Genomic DNA, 16433 nt, shown 5'->3' with positions numbered 1-16433 from the left:
AGAACCGGTGAGGCTTCTTTCATGAACGACGGCAAAGGCGACGTCTGGGTCGAGGCAGGGTTCAAGGAGCTTGCCCGTGCAGGTGTCGAGGGTGTCAGGGTCGAGGTGCTCGCCAAGAATCTCGGCGTCACCAAAGGCGGCTTCTACCGCCGCTTCGCCGACCGCGCTGCGCTGCTCGAGGCCATGCTGGTGCACTGGCGCGAGGGCCGCTCGGCCTCGATCGCGCAACAGACCAGCCTCGACGGCGAAGCCCCCCGCGAGCGGCTGAAGGCGGTGATCCAGCTCTACTCCGAGCGACTCAATCCGGAAGGCATGGCGATCGAGCTCGCGATCAGGCAGTGGGCGCGTTCAGACGATAGCGCTGCGGCGGCGGTCGCCAGTGTCGATGCGGCGCGGCTCAAGCACGTCGCCGAACTCTATCGCGCGACCGGCCTAGAAGCCGAGGAGGCCGAGGCGCAGGCCTTCCTGTTCTACTGCTTTATCTTCGGCCAGAGCCTGTTGTTCGTCGAGCGCGGCCCACGCAAGCGGTCACAGCTCGTGGCGAAATCGGCCGAGAAACTGCTGGACTAGAGCATGATCCGGAAAAGTGTGCAGCGGCTTTCCGAAAAGATCATGCTCAAACAAGAATCTGCAAGAGGCCGGAGCCTGGCTCCGGCCTCGACGTCATCGTGAAGCCTCAGGCCGCGCCCTTCAGCTTCTTGTTGCATTCGCTGTAATAGCCGCCGCCCTTTTCGATCCACTTCATGCCGCCATTGCCGTTGGTGGTCTTGTTGGCATTGTACTGGTCGACACAGGTGTGCAGGCGGGCCTTGCCGGCGGTCTCCTTGGCGTATTTCGGGTCGACGGCGTTCGGGAAGATCGCGGGACCGGCCGGCATGGTCGGCGCCGGAGCAGCAGCGGGCGCGGCCTCCTTCTTCGCCGTCGTGGTCGGCGCTGGGGCAGGCGGAGGTGCGGCGGGGGCAGCTGCGGTCGGCGCAGCAGCAGGCATGGCGTCGGCGCCGCACTGGGCCTTGCGGAAATCATTCCACTTCATGGTGCCGAGCGAGCCGTCCTTCTTGGCGGCCTGATATTTCGCGCTGCACTCCTGCGAGGTCAACGCCTGGGCCGGTGCGCTCGCCACCAGCGCGGCAACGCCCGTTACCGCAATTGCACACAACAATTTCGCTTGAATGGTCATCCTTGGTCTCCCTCAGGGAAGCAAAACGAGGATTGCTATCCTAGCGTGTCGGCGACTTCGGACAAGAAAGCGATGGTGGTCGGGGCCAAAATATAGTGGCCGCTGCGTTCGGGTTATTCATGTGGCGTTCAGCAAAGCGGGCCGACGTTCGCGGCCCTCCGCAACTCTCGCAAGAAGAGCCACATCATGACCCTCGCCTCCCGCCTTGCCGTCGTCGCGATCGCCTCCCTGTTCGCCACCGGCACCGCCTTCGCCCAGACAGCGGCGCCGGCTGCCAAGACCGATGCTGCTACCACCGCTGACAAGAAGGCGCCGAAGGAGCACTCGGCCGAGTCGCTGGAATGCTCCAAGCAGGCGGATGCCAAGGGCCTGCATGGCAAGGAGCGCAAGAAATTCCGCTCCGAATGCATCAAGTCCGCGAAGGCCGGCGGCGCTGCCGCGCCTGCGCCCGCCGCCGACAAGAAGTAGATCCGTCACAATCCTCTCCTCGCGTTTGGCGAGAGGCACACGCATTGCGGCATGACGAGCCTGCAATTGTGTGCCTCTCGCCGATTTGCGATAAGGCGGCGTGAAGCAAATCACCGCCTCCCTTCCGTTCGAATGGCCGAGCCGTGCCAAGGTTTTAGGCACCGCGGAGACGCTCATCATCGGCGCCGCCGGCGGCCTGGTCTTCCTGGTCGCGGGACTTCCAGGCGGGTTGATCTCGGGATCGATGATCGCGGTCGGGATCGCCGCGATTGCCGGACGTCAGCTCTCGGTACCACCGCTCCTGACCCAGACCGTGCTGGTGCTGCTCGGAATTTCGCTAGGCTCGGTCGTATCGCGCCACCTAATACAGCAGGTCAGCGCCTATCCGCTGACCATCGGGCTGTTGGCACTCGCCACCTTCTGCTCGACCTTCGGCTCCAGCTATTACCTCCAGCGCGTCCATGGCTGGGACCGAACCTCGGCCTTCCTGGCCGGCAGCCCCGGCGCGCTCTCGCAGATCACCATCCTGGCGGTTGAGCGCGGCGCCGATTTGCCGGGAATCGCGGTGGTCCAGACCATGCGCGTGATCATCCTGACCGCGGCGCTGCCGATGGTGCTGGCGATCGCAGGCGTCGCGCCATCCGTCTCGCCGTCTCTGACGACCACGATCGCCTCGCCGCTCGATCTTCTGGAGCTGGTTGCCGCCTCGCTGGCAGCGTCGCTCATCCTGCGGCTGATCAAGTTTCCGGCGAGCTGGATGTTCGGGGCAATGATCGCCTCCAGCGTTCTACACGGCGCCGGCTGGGTCGACGGCGGCCTGCCGAATTGGGTACGCGGCGTGTCGCTGGTCGGCATCGGCGCCCTGATCGGCAGCCGCTTTGCCCGGATGCGGATCAAGACGCTGGCCGGCCACATCAATGCCGCGCTCGGCTCGTTTGCCGTAGCCATCGCCGTCTCCGCCGTCTTCGTCGGCATCGTCGCGCTCACCACGCAGGTGAAGTTCTCGGACGTCGTCGTTGCCTTCGCGCCTGGCGCGATGGACGCGATGCTGGCACTGGCGCTGACACTACACATCGATCCGATCTTCGTCGGCGCCCACCATCTGTCGCGCTTCGTGTTCGTGACGATTGCGACGCCCGGCATCGTGCACCTGTTCGGCCGCACGCAGGACGACGTGGACGACTAGCCGCCCTCTGCGGCCGCTTGTCCCTTCAGCGCGGCAATTTGCGCCTCGAGCTCCGCAATCCGCTGATCTCTTGCGGCTAGCGCCGCAGCCACATCCGGAGCATCGAACTTTTGCGGAATGTGCTGCGGGCAGTTGGTGTCCCAGGCCGTGATCTTGAACAGGATGACCTGCTCGGGCCGGGCGCGATAGCCCTTCGGCATCAGCGCCTCCGTCAGCGCATTGTCATCCTCGACAACGCGCGCCTCGCCCCAGATCTTCACCCGGCGCCGATGAGCATAGTCCATCACGAAAATGTAGGCCTTGGGGTTCTCGGAGAGATTTCCCTGAGTCAGATATTGCTGATTGCCGGCATAGTCAGTGAAGGCGAGGGTCTGCTTGTCCAGCACCTTCAGAAATCCCTTCGGGCCGCCGCGATGCTGGATGTAGGGCTGTCCGTCCGCCGAAGCCGTGGCGAAATAGAAGCTGTTGGCCTCACTGAGGAAGGCTTCGAGGTTCTCGTCGACCTCGGTGCGCCAGCCGCGCTGCTCGACACGCCCATAGGCCTCGCGCGAGCCCTTGCGCGCCTGGATCGCCTTCACCGCGGGTGTGAAGGCGACGTCGCTGGCATAGGTGAGAACTGCGGTCATCGGAACATCTCCTGAAAATTCCGGCGCATGTCTGCGTCTTTTCGAACGATAAAATGGATCTTCCGGTGCTCAAAACAATCAGTTCACTTGACACTTCATCGTTGCGATATATGCAATAATGCTCATGGACCGCCTCGAGGCCATGCATGTCTTCGTCACCGTCGCTGATCTGCGCGGCTTCGCGCCGGCGGCGCGTAAGCTGCGGCTGTCGCCCTCGGCGGTGACGCGGCTGATCGCGGCGCTGGAGGAGCATCTGGGCGCGCGACTTCTGCAACGGACCACCCGGCAGGTGCGATTGACTGACGTTGGCACACGCTATCTGGAGCGCGCCCGGCGGATTCTTGCTGACGTCGAGGAAGCCGACGGCTCGGCGCGGGAGGAGCGCAACCGGCCGAGCGGGCGCCTGGTGGTCTCGGCCCCGGTCGGCTTCGGCCGGCTCCATGTCGGGCCTGTCATGACCGACTATCTCAAGCGCTATCCCGAGGTGGCCTGCGAACTCAGGCTCTCAGACAACCTCGTCAACCTCGTGGAAGACGCCGTCGATGCCGCGGTGCGGATCGGTCATCTCGCCGATTCCTCGCTGGTCGCGCGCCAGGTCGGCGAGATGCGACGGATTACGGTGGCAACGCCGGGCTATCTCAAGCGTCATGGCGAGCCGAGGACGCCGGAGGCGCTGGCCGAGCACCAGACCATTCTGTTCGGCCCCGCAACGGCGTGGCGCTTCACGCAGGACGGACACGACATCGAGGTAACGCCATCACCGCGCTTTACCAGCAACAGCGCCGACGCTGCCTTGCAATATGCCGAGGCCGGCGGCGGTATCACGCGCGTGCTGGCCTATCAGGCCGCCGAGGGCCTGAAGCGCGCACGGCTGAAAATCCTGCTGGCAAAATACGAGCAGCCGGCGCTGCCGATCCACATCGTCTACCCGACCTCGCGCCTGCTCTCCGCCAAGGTGCGTGCCTTCATCGATCTCGTGGTGGAGACGACGCAGTGGAGGTTTGGCTAGGCTCAGCTTTTCTTGGGCACCACGCGGAACGTGCCACTGGCCCGCGCGATCACGGCGTCATCGGCCTTCGCCAAGCACTGCGCGAAGCAGATCGTCTTGCCAGTCTTGATCACGTCGCTCTCGATGGAAAGCCACTGGCCGATCCCCGCTTGGCCGACGAAATCAACCGTGAGCGAGACCGTCACGAACGAGGTGGTCCAGCCCGTCGCCTGCGCGCAGCTGTAGCCCATCGCATTATCCGCAAGTGCTGCGATGAGGCCCCCGTGGATCATGCCACGACCGTTGGTGTGCGGCCGGGCCAGCCGTAGACCGAGGATGAAAGCATTCTCGGTCTTCTTTGCGTAGATCGGCTTCCAGGGCTCCGTGAGCGGACCGCTGCGCAGATGCGGTTCGAAGCCTGCTGGGATGTCGATGCTGGTCATGCGTGTCTCACGTCCGTTGCAATGTTTGCCGGCATTGAACGCGATGGACATGACGGACGCATCAATTACAAAGTTTTAAACGGGAATTGCGCGGGTGTTTGAAGCGCGCGGTGACGCAATGACGGACCCGTAGGGTGGGTTACGCTGCGCTAACCCAACCTACGGCACCTCCCTAGAACGGCAGCCCCACATAATTCTCAGACAACGACGTCATCGCGGCCTGCGACTGCGTGACGTAGTCGAGCTCGGCGACCTGGATGCGCGCGCCAATGCTGCCATTGTCAGGGAATTTGTGCAGCATCGAAGTCATCCACCAGGAGAAGCGCACCGCCTTCCAGACGCGCGCCAACGCCTTGGCGGAATAGGCATCGATGCCGGCGCTCGATTTCTCGTCGTAAAACTCGCGGAGCGCGCCCGACAGATAATGCGCATCGCTTGCGGCAAGGTTCAACCCCTTGGCGCCGGTCGGCGGCACGATGTGGGCGGCGTCGCCGCACAGGAACATCTTGCCGAAACGCATCGGCTCGGCGACGAAGCTGCGCAAGGGCGCAATGCTCTTCTCGATCGAGGGGCCGGTGATGAGACTGTCGGCCGCCTCCTGGTCGAGCCGGCGCTTCAGCTCGTCCCAGAAGCGATCGTCCGGCCACTGATCGACATCGTCGTCGAGCGAGCACTGCACGTAATGCCGGCTGCGCTTCATCGAGCGCATGGTGCAGAGCGCAAAGCCGCGGGCATGGTTGGAATAGATCAGCTCGTGGCTGACCGGCGGCGTCTCGGAGAGGATACCGAGCCAGCCGAACGGATAGATCCGCTCAAACTCCTCGATCGCCGTAGCCGGCACGCTGGCGCGGCTGACGCCGTGGAAGCCGTCGCAACCGGCAATGAAATCGCAATCGAGCGTGTGGGTGACGCCGTCCTTGACCCAGGTTACGCGCGGGTGACTGCCGTCGAAATCATGCGGCTGCACATCCTTGGCCTCATAGACGGTGGTGAGACCGGCGGCCTTGCGCGTATTCATGAGGTCGAGCGTAACCTCGGTCTGGCCGTAGATCATCACTGTCTTGCCGGTGGCGGCCTTCATGTCGATGCGGTGACGACGGCCGGCGAAGGCGAGCTCGATGCCTTCATGCAACAGGCCTTCCGCATGCGCTCGTGCGCCGGCACCGACCTGGTCCAGCAGTGCGACAGTACCCTCCTCGAGAAGGCCCGCGCGAATGCGCCCAAGCACGTAATCCGGGCTCTGCCGCTCGAGAATGACGTTGTCGATGCCGTGACGGTGCAGCAGTTGCCCAAGCAACAATCCCGCCGGCCCGGCCCCGATGATTGCGACTTTTGTCCGCAATACTTGCTACTCCCGATCCTGTAGGCTTTCGTCGCGGTCGCTTGTCGCAATGATCCGCGCAGGATAATTATAACATATAACGGTTGGGCAAAAGGGGAGGCTGGTCGCCCGGGCGGCGACAAATCCATGCAACATCGCTGACGTAGATGACGCAGCAGTTCCGGCTTGAACGTGCCGGCCAATTAGATAACATGTTAACTAACGAGACCGGGCCATCGAAGCCCGCCGTCACAAAAAGGGAGAGACACGAGATGAGGAAGGCCTGTCTGGCTTTGCTGCTGGCAGCAAGCGTGACGCCTGCGTTCGCGCAGGACAAAACTGTTGACCTGAAGGTCTCACACTGGGTGCCGGCGTCGCATCCGCTGCAAAAGTCTCTCGAGGACTGGGTGGCCGCAGTGAACAAGGATTCCGGCGGCACCATCACCGGCAAGGTGTTCCCGGCTCAGCAGCTCGGCAAGGCGTTCGATCATTACGACATGGCGCGCGACGGCATTGCCGACGTCACTTACGTCAATCCCGGCTACCAGCCCGGCCGCTTCCCGATCATCGGCGCCGGCGAATTGCCGTTCCTGATCTCGGACGCAAAGGGTGGTTCGGAAGGTCTGGACGCCTGGTACCGCAAATATGCCGAGAAGGAGATGAAGGACGTCAAATATTGCCTCGCCTTCGTCCATTCGCCGTCGTCCTTCCACTCCCGCACCAAGAAGATCGTGATGCCTGAGGACGTGAAGGGCATGAAGATCCGCCCTGCGCACGCCACCATGGCGAACTTCGTCACTGCGCTTGGTGGCACCAATGTGCAGTCCTCCGCCCCCGAAGTGCGCGACATCATCGAGCGCGGGGTCGCCGACGCGGTGACCTTCCCCTGGGGCTCGCTGGTGCTGTTCGGCATCGACAAGGTAACCAAGTACGACATGGACGCGCCGCTCTACACCACGACCTTCGTGTTCGTGATCAACAAGGACAAGTACAATGCGATGTCCGACAAGCAGAAGGCCGCGATCGACAAAAACTGCTCGACCGAGATGGCCGGCGTGGTCGGCGAGTACTGGGGCAAATTCGAGGACGGCGGCATCGACAAGGTGAAGGCGGAAGAAGGTCACGAGGTCTACAAGCTGACTCCGGACCAGACCGCCGCCTGGAAGAAGGCCGCCGAGCCGCTGGTCAAGACCTGGAGTGAGGGCGCCAAGAAGGCCGGCATCGATCCCGACGCGGCGCTTAGCGAGCTGAAGGCCTCGCTGAAGAAGTACAACGCGCTGGCAGAATAGTTCCCATCGAAACAGAGGCGGCGGCGGGAATTGTTCCGCCGCCGTTTTCCTGCAAACTTGAGGACCCTTCACCCATGAAGCGCTCCTGGATGGACCGCGTGATCGATTCGATCGAATGGATCGCCGCCGCGTTCGTCGGCATCGTCGCGCTCGACATCTTTCTATCGGTGCTGCTGCGCAACACGCTGAACTATTCGATCCCCGACAGTTTCGACATCGGTCGCATGCTGCTCGGCATCCTGATCTTCTGGGGCATCGCGGCAACCTCCTATCGCGGCACGCACATCACGGTCGACCTCGTCTGGGGCAATGTCGGGCCGCGCTACCAGCGCTGGATCGACGTGTTTGCGACGCTGGTGTTGCTGTTCGTGGTCACGGTGCAGACCTGGACATTGTTCGACAAGGTGCGCGGCACCTACAACGACAACGTTCAGACGTTCGACATGCACATGCCGACCTGGCCGTTCTTCGCGATCGCCTGGATCGGAGATGTCTCGGCCGTTCTGCTGATCGCGATCCGCACGTACCGACTGATCTTCCATCCTGAAGAGATGCACGACCCCAAGCTGAAGGCGACGGAATAGTCATGAGCACAGATGCCGTCGCCGTAATCGGCTTCATCTCTTTGTTCGCCCTGATGCTGCTGCGCGTGCCCGTCGGCATGGCCATGGGTCTCGTCGGCGTCTCCGGCTTCTCCTATCTGGTCGGCGCAACGCCGGCGCTGAAACTGGTCGGCCAGACCTCGATGCGCACGGTCACCGACTACACGTTCGGCGTCATCCCGATGTTCCTGCTGATGGGTTCGTTCGTCAGCAATTCCGGCATGAGCCGGGAGTTGTTCCGCGCCGCCAACGGTTTTGTCGGACATTTGCGCGGCGGGCTCGGCATCGCGACCGTCGGCGCCTGCGGCGGCTTTGCCGCGATCTGCGGTTCGTCGGTTGCGACTGCAGCGACCTTCTCCGCCGTCGCATACCCAGAGATGCGCCGCTTCGGCTATCCGCAATCCTTTGCCACCGGCGTGATCGCGGCCGGCGGCACACTGGGTGCGATGCTGCCGCCCTCCACCGTGCTCGCCGTCTACGGCATCATCACCGAGCAGGACATTGGCAAGCTCTTCATCGCCGGTATTATCCCGGGCCTCTTGGCGATGACCATGTACATGATCACGATCTTTCTGATCGGCTATTTCCGCCCCGACTTCCTGCCCAAGGGCAAGGTGCTGCCCTGGCGCGAGCGTTTCGCCGGACTGAAAGACATCTGGGCGCCTGTGCTGCTGTTCGTATTCGTGATTGGCGGCCTCTACGGCCTGCCCTTCCTGCCGCGTTTCACCCCGACCGAGGCGGGCGGCGTCGGCGCGACCGGCGCGTTCATCATCGGCGTCGTTACGGGCCGGCTCGATCGCGAGAAGATCCTGGCATCGCTGCTCCAGGCGACGCGCACCGCGGCCGCTGTCTTCACCGTGCTGATCGGCGCACTGATCTTCGGCTACTTCCTGACCGTGACGCAGACCCCGCAGAAGGTGACCGAATTCCTCACTGGCCTTGGCCTTGGCCCCTACGGCGTGCTGGCGCTGATCATGGTGATGTATCTCGTGCTCGGCTGCCTGATGGACGCCATGGCAATGATCATCCTGACCGTGCCGATCATCTTCCCCGTCGTCACGCATCTCGGCTTCGACCCGATCTGGTTCGGTGTCATCATCGTCATGACCGTCGAGCTCGGCCTGATCCATCCGCCCGTCGGCATGAACGTCTTTGTCATCAAAAGCGTGGTGAAGGATGTCTCCTTCTCCACTATCTTCAAGGGCGTGATCCCGTTCGTGGCAACGGATCTCGTACGCCTCGTGATCCTGATCGCCTTCCCGCTGCTGGCGACATGGCTACCGATGCGGATGATGGCGCACTAGCGAGGCGAAGTGATGATCACACCGACGCTCGAGACAAGATACGTCTTCACCATCACCGCTAAAATCGGTGACGTCATCACCGTCGGCGAGACCGGCATCGGCGTCCGCCGCATCATCCCGATCATCGGCGGCGAGGTGAAGGGCGCGATATCAGGCAAGGTGCTTCCCTTTGGCGCCGACTTCCAGACCATCCGACCCAACGAGCTGATCGATCTCGAGGCCAAATACGCCTTTGAGACCGACGACGGCGCCACCGTCTATGTCGAGAACAAGGGCATGCGCTTCGGCCCGGTCGAGCTGCTGCAAAAGCTCAAACGCGGCGAGCCGGTCGATCCCAAGCTGATCTATTTCCGCACGGTGCCGAAGTTCGAGACCGGGCACCAAGACTATCGCTGGCTGATGGAGCACATCTTTGTTGGCTCAGCAGCGCGGCACGCAGATCGCGTGGTAATCGACGTGCATCAGGTGGTGTGAGCACACAGTTCGCTGTCGTCCCTGCCAAAGCAGGGACCATACCGCGCGATCTGTCGATTTTGTACGGTCTGAGTGCCGGACCGCGAGTCTTCGCCAAATCACTCCCTAGGGCTCTGGGTCCCTGCTTTCGCAGGGACGACACCGAATTTGAGGACGGATTTTGCCCTCCTGACCAGCGGTTTCCGGAACGACGAAGGCGCCTCCGCCTTGACTCCTCCCAAATTCGTTATACAACATAACTATTCTGACAAGGACGCAAATGACACAGGGAAACGCCGAGACCGCTGGCGCGGGCGCCTCCGGGCTGCTTCAAATCGGGAGGGTGGACCGGGTTCTGACCGTGGGTCTGAACCGGCCGGCCAAGCGCAATGCGCTCAATGACGGCATCATCCTCGAAATCGGCGAATGCTTTGCGTCCCTGCCCGAGGATATCGGCGCGGTGGTCATTCACGGCATCGGCGATCATTTTTCCAGCGGCCTCGACCTCTCCGAACTTCAGGACCACGACGCCACCGGCGGCCTTCTCCATTCCCAAATGTGGCACCGGGTGTTCGATCGTATCCAGTATAGCCGCGTCCCCGTCATCGCCGCGCTGAAGGGCGCCGTGATCGGCGGCGGGCTGGAGCTTGCCTGCGCGGCGCACATCCGTGTCGCCGAACCCTCGACCTATTTCGCCCTGCCCGAGGGGCAACGCGGCATCTTCGTTGGCGGTGGCGGCTCAGTGCGTCTGCCGCGGCTGATCGGCGTTGCCAGGATGATGGACATGATGCTGACCGGGCGCGTCTATAGCGCGACCGAGGGCGCGTCCTACGGCTTTGCGCAATATGTCACCGAGGCTGGCAACGGGCTTTCCAAGGCGTTGGAGCTTGCGACCAAGATCGCGTCCAACGCGCCGCTGACGAATTTCGCCGTGCTCCAGGCGCTGCCGATGATCGCGGAAGCCAATCCGCAGACGGGCCTTCTGATGGAATCGTTGATGGCCACCGTTGCGCAGAGCGACAAGGAAGCAAAACGCAGGATCCGTGAATTCCTCGAGCACAAGACCGCCAAGGTAAAGCCGAAGTCATGAGCGCACAGCCGTCCTCTTCCAGCACAGAGCGCGGCGTGAGCCATTCTCCGCTGCGGCCGATCTCGTTCGGAGACCCCGTCGTCGACGTCGAGCGTCGCGCCGATGGCACGATCTATCTGCGGCCGAAGCAACCGCTCGGCGACTATCCCGTCCGCATCACCGATCGTCTGCATCATTGGGCGACGACGACGCCGGACCGCATCTTCATGGCCGAGCGCGAAGGCGGCCGCGGCTGGCGAAAGATCAACTATGCCGAGCTGCTCATCGCGAGCCAACATATCGCTTCAGGCCTGATCCAGCGCGGCTTGTCGGCGGAGCGGCCGGTCGTCATCCTCTCCGGCAATTCGATCGACCACGCCTTGCTCGCCTTCGGTGCCTTCTATGCCGGCATTCCGTTCTGCCCGGTGTCGCCGGCCTATTCGCTGGTGTCGAAGGATTACGGCAAGCTGTCCTATCTGATGAAGCTGCTGACGCCCGGCCTCGTTTTCGCTGAGGATGCCGACAAGTTCGCGGATGCGCTCGCCGCCAATGTTTCGCTCGGCACCGAGATCGCCGCGTCCTATGGCCATGTGCCGGGTCGCGACGTCACCCTGCTCGCCGACCTCATGGCGACGCCGATCCGTAGCGATCTTGACGAGGTCCATGAGAAGATCGGTCCCGACACGATCGCAAAATTCCTGCTGACCTCGGGCTCAACAGGCAATCCCAAGGCCGTCATCAACACCCAGCGCATGATCTGCGCCAACCAGGTGATGTTGCGCGAGACGCTTGCCTTCCTCAAGGATGAGCCGCCCGTCATTATCGACTGGCTGCCCTGGAATCACACCTTTGGCGGCAACCACAATATCGGGCTGACGCTGTATAATGGCGGCTCTATGTATCTCGATGCCGGCAAGCCGGTGCCCGGCGGCATCGAGGAGACCGTGCGCAATCTCCAGGAGATTTCGCCGACGGTCTATTTCAACGTGCCCAAGGGCTATGAATCGCTGCTGCCGTACTTGCGCGACGACCAGGGCCTGCGCGCGAAATTCTTCGACCGGCTACATGCGATGTTCTTCTCCGGCGCCGCCCTGTCGCCGTTCGTCTGGAACAGTCTCGACGAGCTCGCGGTGAAGGAAAAAGGCTACCGCGTGCCGATGCTCACGGGCCTTGGCGCGACCGAGACGGCGCCGTTCTTCATGTCGGTCAATCCGCGCACCAGCCGCTCCGGCCATGTCGGCCTCCCGGTCTCGGGCAATGACGCCAAGCTCGTGCCCAACAACGGCAAGATGGAAGTGCGCGCCAAGGGACCGAACGTGATGCCCGGCTACTGGCGCCAGCCCGACATCACCGCAAAATCCTTCGACGAGGAAGGATTTTACAAGATGGGCGATGCGCTGAAGCCGTCCGACCCTGACGATCTCAACGCCGGCTTCGATTTCGACGGCCGCGTCAGCGAGGATTTCAAGCTCGCGAGCGGCACCTGGGTCAGCGTCGGGCCTTTGCGTGCGCGCCTCACCGCGGCCTGCGCGCCGCTGGTGCGCGACGTCGTCATCGCCGGCATCAACCGCGACGAGATCTCCGCCCTCGTCGTCCTCGACCTCGACGGCTGCCGCCTTGTCAACCCGACGCTGCCGGCCGACGATCTCACTGTCACCGCGCGCGACCGCCTGGTGCGGGAGGCTTTTCGCGAGCGGCTGACGCGCTTCCTCGGCCAGGCCACCGGCTCCTCGACGCGGGTCACGCGCGCGATCCTGATGGACACGCCGCTCTCGATCGACAAGGGCGAGGTCACAGACAAGGGCTCGATCAACCAGCGCGCCGTGCTCGAGCAGCGCACCGCGTTGATCGAAGAGCTCTACGCTGCCAATCCGTCCGACCGTGTGATATCGGTCGGCTAAAGAAGCTCATCGAAGGAGAACGCCATGTTGTTGAAGGATCAGGCAGCCATCGTCACCGGCGGCGCATCGGGACTGGGCGCTGCCACCGCACGAAAACTGGCCGCGCAGGGCGCCAAGGTCGCGGTGTTCGATCTCAATGCCAAGCTCGCGGAAACCGTTGCCGCCGAGATCAAGGGCGTCGCTGTCACCTGCGACGTCTCCGACGCGGCCTCTGCTGAAGCTGCGATCGCACAGGCTACCAAGGCCCACGGCCCGGCCCGCGTGCTGGTCAATTGCGCCGGCATCGGCGTTGCCAAGCGTGTCGTCGGCCGCGACGGCCCGATGGCGCTCGCCGATTTCGACAAGGTGATCAAGGTCAATTTGATCGGCACCTTCAACATGCTGCGCCTTGCCGCGACCGAGATGTCCAAGCTCGAGCCGCAGGCGAGCGGCGAGCGCGGCGTCATCATCAACACGGCCTCTGTCGCCGCCTATGACGGCCAGATCGGCCAGTCGGCCTACTCAGCCTCGAAGGGCGGCATCGTCGGCATGACCTTGCCGATCGCGCGCGAACTCGCCCAGTTCGGCGTCCGCGTGCTGACGATTGCGCCCGGCCTGTTCCTGACGCCTCTGCTCGCCAATCTGCCGCAGGAAGCGCAGGACTCGCTCGCTGCCGCGATCCCGTTCCCGCGCCGCCTCGGCAACGCCGACGAGTTCGCTGCGCTCGCGCTGCACATGGTCGAGAACTCCTACCTCAACGGCGAAGTGGTGCGCCTCGACGGCTCGCTGCGCATGGCGCCGAAATAAGGCGCTCAACGCATGTTCGTGAACCGGCGTGACGTTCAGATCCAGTGGGGCGACTGCGACCCCGCTAACATCGTCTACTATCCGCGCTATTTCGCGATGTTCGACGATTCGACGTCGACCCTGTTCGAGGTCGCCGGCTTCTCCAAGCAGGACCTGGTCCGCAAATACGGCCTGGTGGGTATCCCCATGGTCGATACGCGGTCCAAGTTCTACATCCCCTCGACCTATGGCGACTGGATCACCATCGAAACGAAGATCGAGAGCATCAAGCGCTCGAGCTTCGAGGTGAAGCACAACGTCTACAAGGGCGAGGCGCTCGCCATCGAAGGTTTTGAGACGCGCGTTCTGGTCGGCCGCGACCCCGTTAACCCCGACAAACTGAAATCGGCACCATTCCCTCCGGAAATGGTAGCCAAATTCACAGGGAGCTAATCCGGAGCTAAATCGCCGCATCGCCAAAAGACGGGGCTGAATTCATCCCCGATTTCTGCTTTCAAAGAAAAACGTCAAGGGAGGAATTGATGAAACGCTTTTACCTGACTGCCGCCATCGCGGCTGCAACGCTGGCGTTGCCGGCCTTGCCCGCGCTCGCTCAGACCGCCGAAATCACCATCGGCATCACCACCACCACGACCGGCCCGGGCGCCGCCCTCGGAATCCCCGAGCGCAACGCGCTGGAATTCGTGCCGAAGGAAATCGCTGGCGTTCCGCTGAAAGTGATCGTGCTCGACGACGGCGGCGATCCCACCACCGCGACCACCAATGCCCGCCGCTTTGTGACGGAATCCAAGGCCGACATCATCATGGGCTCGGCGCTGACGCCGCCGACGATCGCGGTCTCCAACGTCGCCAATGAAGCCGGCATTCCGCACTTTGGTCTGGCCCCCTTCCCGATCACGCCCGAACGCATGAAGTGGTCGGTGGCGATGCCGCAGCCGATCCCGATCGTCGGCAAGGTGCTGTACGAGCACATGAAGTCGAAGGGCATCAAGACCCTCGGCTATATCGGCTATTCCGACTCCTATGGCGACCTCTGGTTCAACGACCTGAAGGCGCAGGCCGTGCCGATGGGCATGACCATCGTCGACGAGGAGCGCTTCGCCCGTCCGGATACCTCGGTGACTGGCCAGGTGCTGAAGCTCGTGGCCGCCAATCCCGATGCGATCCTGGTTGGCGCCTCCGGCACCGCGGCCGCACTGCCGCAGACCGAACTGCGCGAGCGCGGCTATCAGGGCCTGATCTACCAGACCCACGGCGCAGCCAGCATGGACTTCATCCGCATCGCCGGCAAGGCGGCCGAAGGCGTGCTGATGGCGTCGGGCCCGGTCATGGACCCCGAGGACCAGCCAGACGAAGCCGCCACCAAGAAGCCGGGCCTCGCGCTGAACTCGGCCTATGAAGCCAAGTACGGCCCGAACAGCCGCAGCCAGTTCGCCGGTCATTCCTACGATGCCTTCGAGATCCTCAAGCGCATCATCCCGACGGCGCTGAAGACCGCAAAACCCGGCACGCCGGAATTCCGCGAAGCGATCCGCCAGGCCCTGTTGTCCGAGAAGGAGCTGGCCGCGAGCCAGGGCGTCTACAACTTCACCGAAAAGGATCGCTATGGCCTCGACGAGCGCTCGCGCATCTTGCTGACGGTGAAGAATGGCAAGTACGCGCTGGTGAGGTAAGGCGGCTACGGTTTCCAAAATGACGAGAGCCGGCCCATCAGGCCGGCTCTTTTCTTTTGTGCGTTCCGCGCGCTTACGTCAGGCCGCTTGCCGCAGCGGCGTCCAGGCGAACTCGGGATAGTAGGTATCCATCATCCGGTCGACATAGGCGGTGAGGTTCGGAAATCCCTCGGCGCGGTCGCGCAGGCTGGACTCGAAGAATGGCGTCAAAATGCCGGCGAGCGCGCCGAACGCGGTCGCATCGACACCGCTGGGCTTGTTGCCCATCAGATAGGATTTGTCGCCAAGCTGCACCGACAGTGCGAACAGCGAGCGGACCGCGAGATCGACATCATCGTCTGGTCCATGGCGGCCAAGACCGGAGAGCAGATAGTTCTCGGCGACGCGGAACTGCGCATCCTCGCGCAGCTTCTCGCGATTGTGCTCCGGCGCTCCGTCGAAGAAATGCGCAGGCCCTTTGGCAAAATTGACCGGATCGACCCAGCGGGCGCCGACCAGTGCCCAATAGACGTGATGCTCGATCATGCGCTCGAACGCCCAGGCCTGCGCACGCTCCGCCAATGACAGGCCGGCATCGAAGTCGAATCCATAGCGGCGCTCGATATGGGCGCGGATGAAGGTCGAATCGGCCACCGCCTCGCCGCCATCGTCGATGAATGGCAGCTGCCCCTTGGGTGACGCCGGCGGCATGGCCCGCTCCTTCCGGTAGGGCAGTCCCGCCATCTTGAGCTGCACCTCGGTCTTGGTGACGAAGGGGCTGATTTCCGGCAGGCCGAAGCCGGTGCCAAAGCCGTAAAGCGTGATCATGCGAGCTCTCCTGAACCTGCCGAAAGAGTTGACGGAACCTAGTGCCGCGCTGCTGCCACCATGGTGGCAGCAGCCGTGATATCTTCTGCGAAACGGGCCCCCCGCCAGGCGCGGCCCATCACGTGGCGGACCAGCGCGTCCGCAGCCTGGATCAGCGAACGTGCCAATACGGTCGCGAGCGCGAGGCGGAGGTCGACGGCAGTGAGTTCGAGAAACGTGAAGCGGCCGTAGACCCTGGCATGCAACGAGGCCTGCGCTCGCCACAGCGGACCAACCAGGCCAAGATGGATTGGAGTGATCATGGACAAACCCTCTTCAGTCGATGTGTTGTCCCGGTATA

Annotated in this window: 19 protein-coding genes; 13 read left to right on the top strand and 6 right to left on the bottom strand. The window is 63.1% G+C overall.

Translation table 11 applies throughout. From position 1 onward, the window contains the following. The first annotated feature begins 21 nt into the window (after positions 1–21). Positions 22–570 (top strand): TetR/AcrR family transcriptional regulator, encoded by a 549-nt coding sequence (locus XI06_RS06955; RefSeq protein WP_271604895.1) that lies wholly within the window; start codon positions 22–24, stop codon positions 568–570. 106 nt (positions 571–676) lie between these two features. Here XI06_RS06955 and XI06_RS06950 read toward each other — a convergent pair whose 3' ends face one another. Continuing rightward, a complete protein-coding gene (locus XI06_RS06950; RefSeq protein WP_237863950.1) occupies positions 677–1177 on the bottom strand; it encodes a hypothetical protein in 501 nt (166 codons plus the stop codon). 186 nt (positions 1178–1363) lie between these two features. Between XI06_RS06950 and XI06_RS06945 the strand changes: the two genes are divergently transcribed. Together XI06_RS06945 and XI06_RS06940 are read left to right on the top strand one after the other, a co-directional pair. Beyond that, the gene (locus XI06_RS06945) at positions 1364–1645 is read left to right on the top strand and encodes a PsiF family protein (protein ID WP_237863951.1); all 282 of its coding nucleotides are present in this window, start codon (positions 1364–1366) and stop codon (positions 1643–1645) included. A 100-nt stretch (positions 1646–1745) separates the two neighbouring features. Next, the gene (locus XI06_RS06940) at positions 1746–2831 is read left to right on the top strand and encodes an AbrB family transcriptional regulator (RefSeq protein WP_237863952.1); all 1086 of its coding nucleotides are present in this window, start codon (positions 1746–1748) and stop codon (positions 2829–2831) included. On the opposite strand, the gene XI06_RS06935 is transcribed toward XI06_RS06940, so the two are convergent. Beyond that, a complete protein-coding gene (locus XI06_RS06935; protein WP_271604894.1) occupies positions 2828–3457 on the bottom strand; it encodes a pyridoxamine 5'-phosphate oxidase family protein in 630 nt (209 codons plus the stop codon). The two genes, XI06_RS06940 and XI06_RS06935, sit on opposite strands and share 4 nt — an antisense overlap. Positions 3458–3581: 124 nt before the next feature. Between XI06_RS06935 and XI06_RS06930 the strand changes: the two genes are divergently transcribed. Then, a complete protein-coding gene (locus XI06_RS06930) occupies positions 3582–4466 on the top strand; it encodes a LysR family transcriptional regulator (protein ID WP_271604915.1) in 885 nt (294 codons plus the stop codon). Positions 4467–4468: 2 nt separating this feature from the next. Here XI06_RS06930 and XI06_RS06925 read toward each other — a convergent pair whose 3' ends face one another. Together XI06_RS06925 and pobA are read right to left on the bottom strand one after the other, a co-directional pair. Beyond that, complete coding sequence (locus XI06_RS06925; RefSeq protein ID WP_271604893.1) at positions 4469–4888, bottom strand: PaaI family thioesterase; 420 nt, start codon at positions 4886–4888, stop codon at positions 4469–4471. Positions 4889–5060: 172 nt separating this feature from the next. Further along, on the bottom strand, positions 5061–6230 hold the full coding sequence (gene pobA, locus XI06_RS06920) for a 4-hydroxybenzoate 3-monooxygenase (RefSeq protein ID WP_271604892.1): 1170 nt from the start codon (positions 6228–6230) through the stop codon (positions 5061–5063). Positions 6231–6481: 251 nt separating this feature from the next. Between pobA and XI06_RS06915 the strand changes: the two genes are divergently transcribed. From XI06_RS06915 to XI06_RS06875, 9 genes are all read left to right on the top strand, one after another. Next, complete coding sequence (locus XI06_RS06915) at positions 6482–7498, top strand: TRAP transporter substrate-binding protein (protein WP_237863957.1); 1017 nt, start codon at positions 6482–6484, stop codon at positions 7496–7498. 74 nt (positions 7499–7572) lie between these two features. Then, a complete protein-coding gene (locus XI06_RS06910; protein WP_007605289.1) occupies positions 7573–8082 on the top strand; it encodes a TRAP transporter small permease in 510 nt (169 codons plus the stop codon). Positions 8083–8084: 2 nt separating this feature from the next. Continuing rightward, positions 8085–9404: a TRAP transporter large permease gene (locus tag XI06_RS06905; protein ID WP_237863958.1), complete on the top strand. Its 1320-nt coding sequence runs from the start codon at positions 8085–8087 to the stop codon at positions 9402–9404. 12 nt (positions 9405–9416) lie between these two features. Beyond that, entirely contained in the window at positions 9417–9878 is a 462-nt protein-coding gene (locus XI06_RS06900) for a DUF3237 domain-containing protein (RefSeq protein WP_237863959.1), read from the top strand. 259 nt (positions 9879–10137) lie between these two features. Next, positions 10138–10947 (top strand): crotonase/enoyl-CoA hydratase family protein, encoded by an 810-nt coding sequence (locus XI06_RS06895; protein ID WP_237863960.1) that lies wholly within the window; start codon positions 10138–10140, stop codon positions 10945–10947. Beyond that, positions 10944–12827, top strand: coding sequence for a feruloyl-CoA synthase (locus XI06_RS06890; protein WP_271604891.1), 1884 nt, complete (start codon positions 10944–10946; stop codon positions 12825–12827). Before XI06_RS06895 ends, XI06_RS06890 begins: the two co-directional genes overlap by 4 nt. Positions 12828–12851: 24 nt before the next feature. After that, the gene (locus XI06_RS06885) at positions 12852–13613 is read left to right on the top strand and encodes an SDR family NAD(P)-dependent oxidoreductase (protein WP_237863962.1); all 762 of its coding nucleotides are present in this window, start codon (positions 12852–12854) and stop codon (positions 13611–13613) included. Between the two features lie 12 nt (positions 13614–13625). After that, positions 13626–14045, top strand: a complete 420-nt coding sequence (locus XI06_RS06880; protein WP_200471569.1) for an acyl-CoA thioesterase — start codon at positions 13626–13628, stop codon at positions 14043–14045. An 89-nt stretch (positions 14046–14134) separates the two neighbouring features. After that, the gene (locus tag XI06_RS06875; RefSeq protein ID WP_237863964.1) at positions 14135–15286 is read left to right on the top strand and encodes an ABC transporter substrate-binding protein; all 1152 of its coding nucleotides are present in this window, start codon (positions 14135–14137) and stop codon (positions 15284–15286) included. Positions 15287–15364: 78 nt separating this feature from the next. Here the strand turns inward: XI06_RS06875 and XI06_RS06870 are convergent, their stop codons facing one another. After that, positions 15365–16093 carry a glutathione S-transferase family protein gene (locus XI06_RS06870; RefSeq protein ID WP_237863965.1) on the bottom strand — a complete coding sequence of 243 codons (729 nt, stop codon included), beginning with the start codon at positions 16091–16093 and terminating at the stop codon, positions 15365–15367. Between the two features lie 38 nt (positions 16094–16131). Further along, positions 16132–16395, bottom strand: a complete 264-nt coding sequence (locus XI06_RS06865; protein WP_237863966.1) for a hypothetical protein — start codon at positions 16393–16395, stop codon at positions 16132–16134. Between the last annotated feature and the right edge of the window lie 38 nt (positions 16396–16433).

Source organism: Bradyrhizobium sp. CCBAU 11434, assembly GCF_028128895.1.
Lineage (GTDB): Bacteria > Pseudomonadota > Alphaproteobacteria > Rhizobiales > Xanthobacteraceae > Bradyrhizobium > Bradyrhizobium zhengyangense.
Note: the sequence above shows the minus strand (reverse complement) of the source record. Positions and strands in the feature narration are given on the sequence as shown.

Excerpts from the sequence above, each read along its gene's own strand:
- XI06_RS06945 (WP_237863951.1), top strand. The coding sequence starts at position 1,364 with ATGACCCTCGCCTCCCGCCTTGCCGTCGTCGCGATCGCCTCCCTGTTC.
- XI06_RS06865 (WP_237863966.1), bottom strand. The coding sequence starts at position 16,395 with ATGATCACTCCAATCCATCTTGGCCTGGTTGGTCCGCTGTGGCGAGCG.
- XI06_RS06935 (WP_271604894.1), bottom strand. The coding sequence starts at position 3,457 with ATGACCGCAGTTCTCACCTATGCCAGCGACGTCGCCTTCACACCCGCG.
- XI06_RS06910 (WP_007605289.1), top strand. The coding sequence starts at position 7,573 with ATGAAGCGCTCCTGGATGGACCGCGTGATCGATTCGATCGAATGGATC.
- XI06_RS06890 (WP_271604891.1), top strand. The coding sequence starts at position 10,944 with ATGAGCGCACAGCCGTCCTCTTCCAGCACAGAGCGCGGCGTGAGCCAT.
- XI06_RS06880 (WP_200471569.1), top strand. The coding sequence starts at position 13,626 with ATGTTCGTGAACCGGCGTGACGTTCAGATCCAGTGGGGCGACTGCGAC.
- XI06_RS06930 (WP_271604915.1), top strand. The coding sequence starts at position 3,582 with ATGGACCGCCTCGAGGCCATGCATGTCTTCGTCACCGTCGCTGATCTG.
- XI06_RS06895 (WP_237863960.1), top strand. The coding sequence starts at position 10,138 with ATGACACAGGGAAACGCCGAGACCGCTGGCGCGGGCGCCTCCGGGCTG.
- XI06_RS06875 (WP_237863964.1), top strand. The coding sequence starts at position 14,135 with ATGAAACGCTTTTACCTGACTGCCGCCATCGCGGCTGCAACGCTGGCG.
- XI06_RS06950 (WP_237863950.1), bottom strand. The coding sequence starts at position 1,177 with ATGACCATTCAAGCGAAATTGTTGTGTGCAATTGCGGTAACGGGCGTT.
- XI06_RS06870 (WP_237863965.1), bottom strand. The coding sequence starts at position 16,093 with ATGATCACGCTTTACGGCTTTGGCACCGGCTTCGGCCTGCCGGAAATC.
- XI06_RS06900 (WP_237863959.1), top strand. The coding sequence starts at position 9,417 with ATGATCACACCGACGCTCGAGACAAGATACGTCTTCACCATCACCGCT.
- XI06_RS06885 (WP_237863962.1), top strand. The coding sequence starts at position 12,852 with ATGTTGTTGAAGGATCAGGCAGCCATCGTCACCGGCGGCGCATCGGGA.
- XI06_RS06955 (WP_271604895.1), top strand. The coding sequence starts at position 22 with ATGAACGACGGCAAAGGCGACGTCTGGGTCGAGGCAGGGTTCAAGGAG.
- XI06_RS06915 (WP_237863957.1), top strand. The coding sequence starts at position 6,482 with ATGAGGAAGGCCTGTCTGGCTTTGCTGCTGGCAGCAAGCGTGACGCCT.
- XI06_RS06905 (WP_237863958.1), top strand. The coding sequence starts at position 8,085 with ATGAGCACAGATGCCGTCGCCGTAATCGGCTTCATCTCTTTGTTCGCC.
- XI06_RS06925 (WP_271604893.1), bottom strand. The coding sequence starts at position 4,888 with ATGACCAGCATCGACATCCCAGCAGGCTTCGAACCGCATCTGCGCAGC.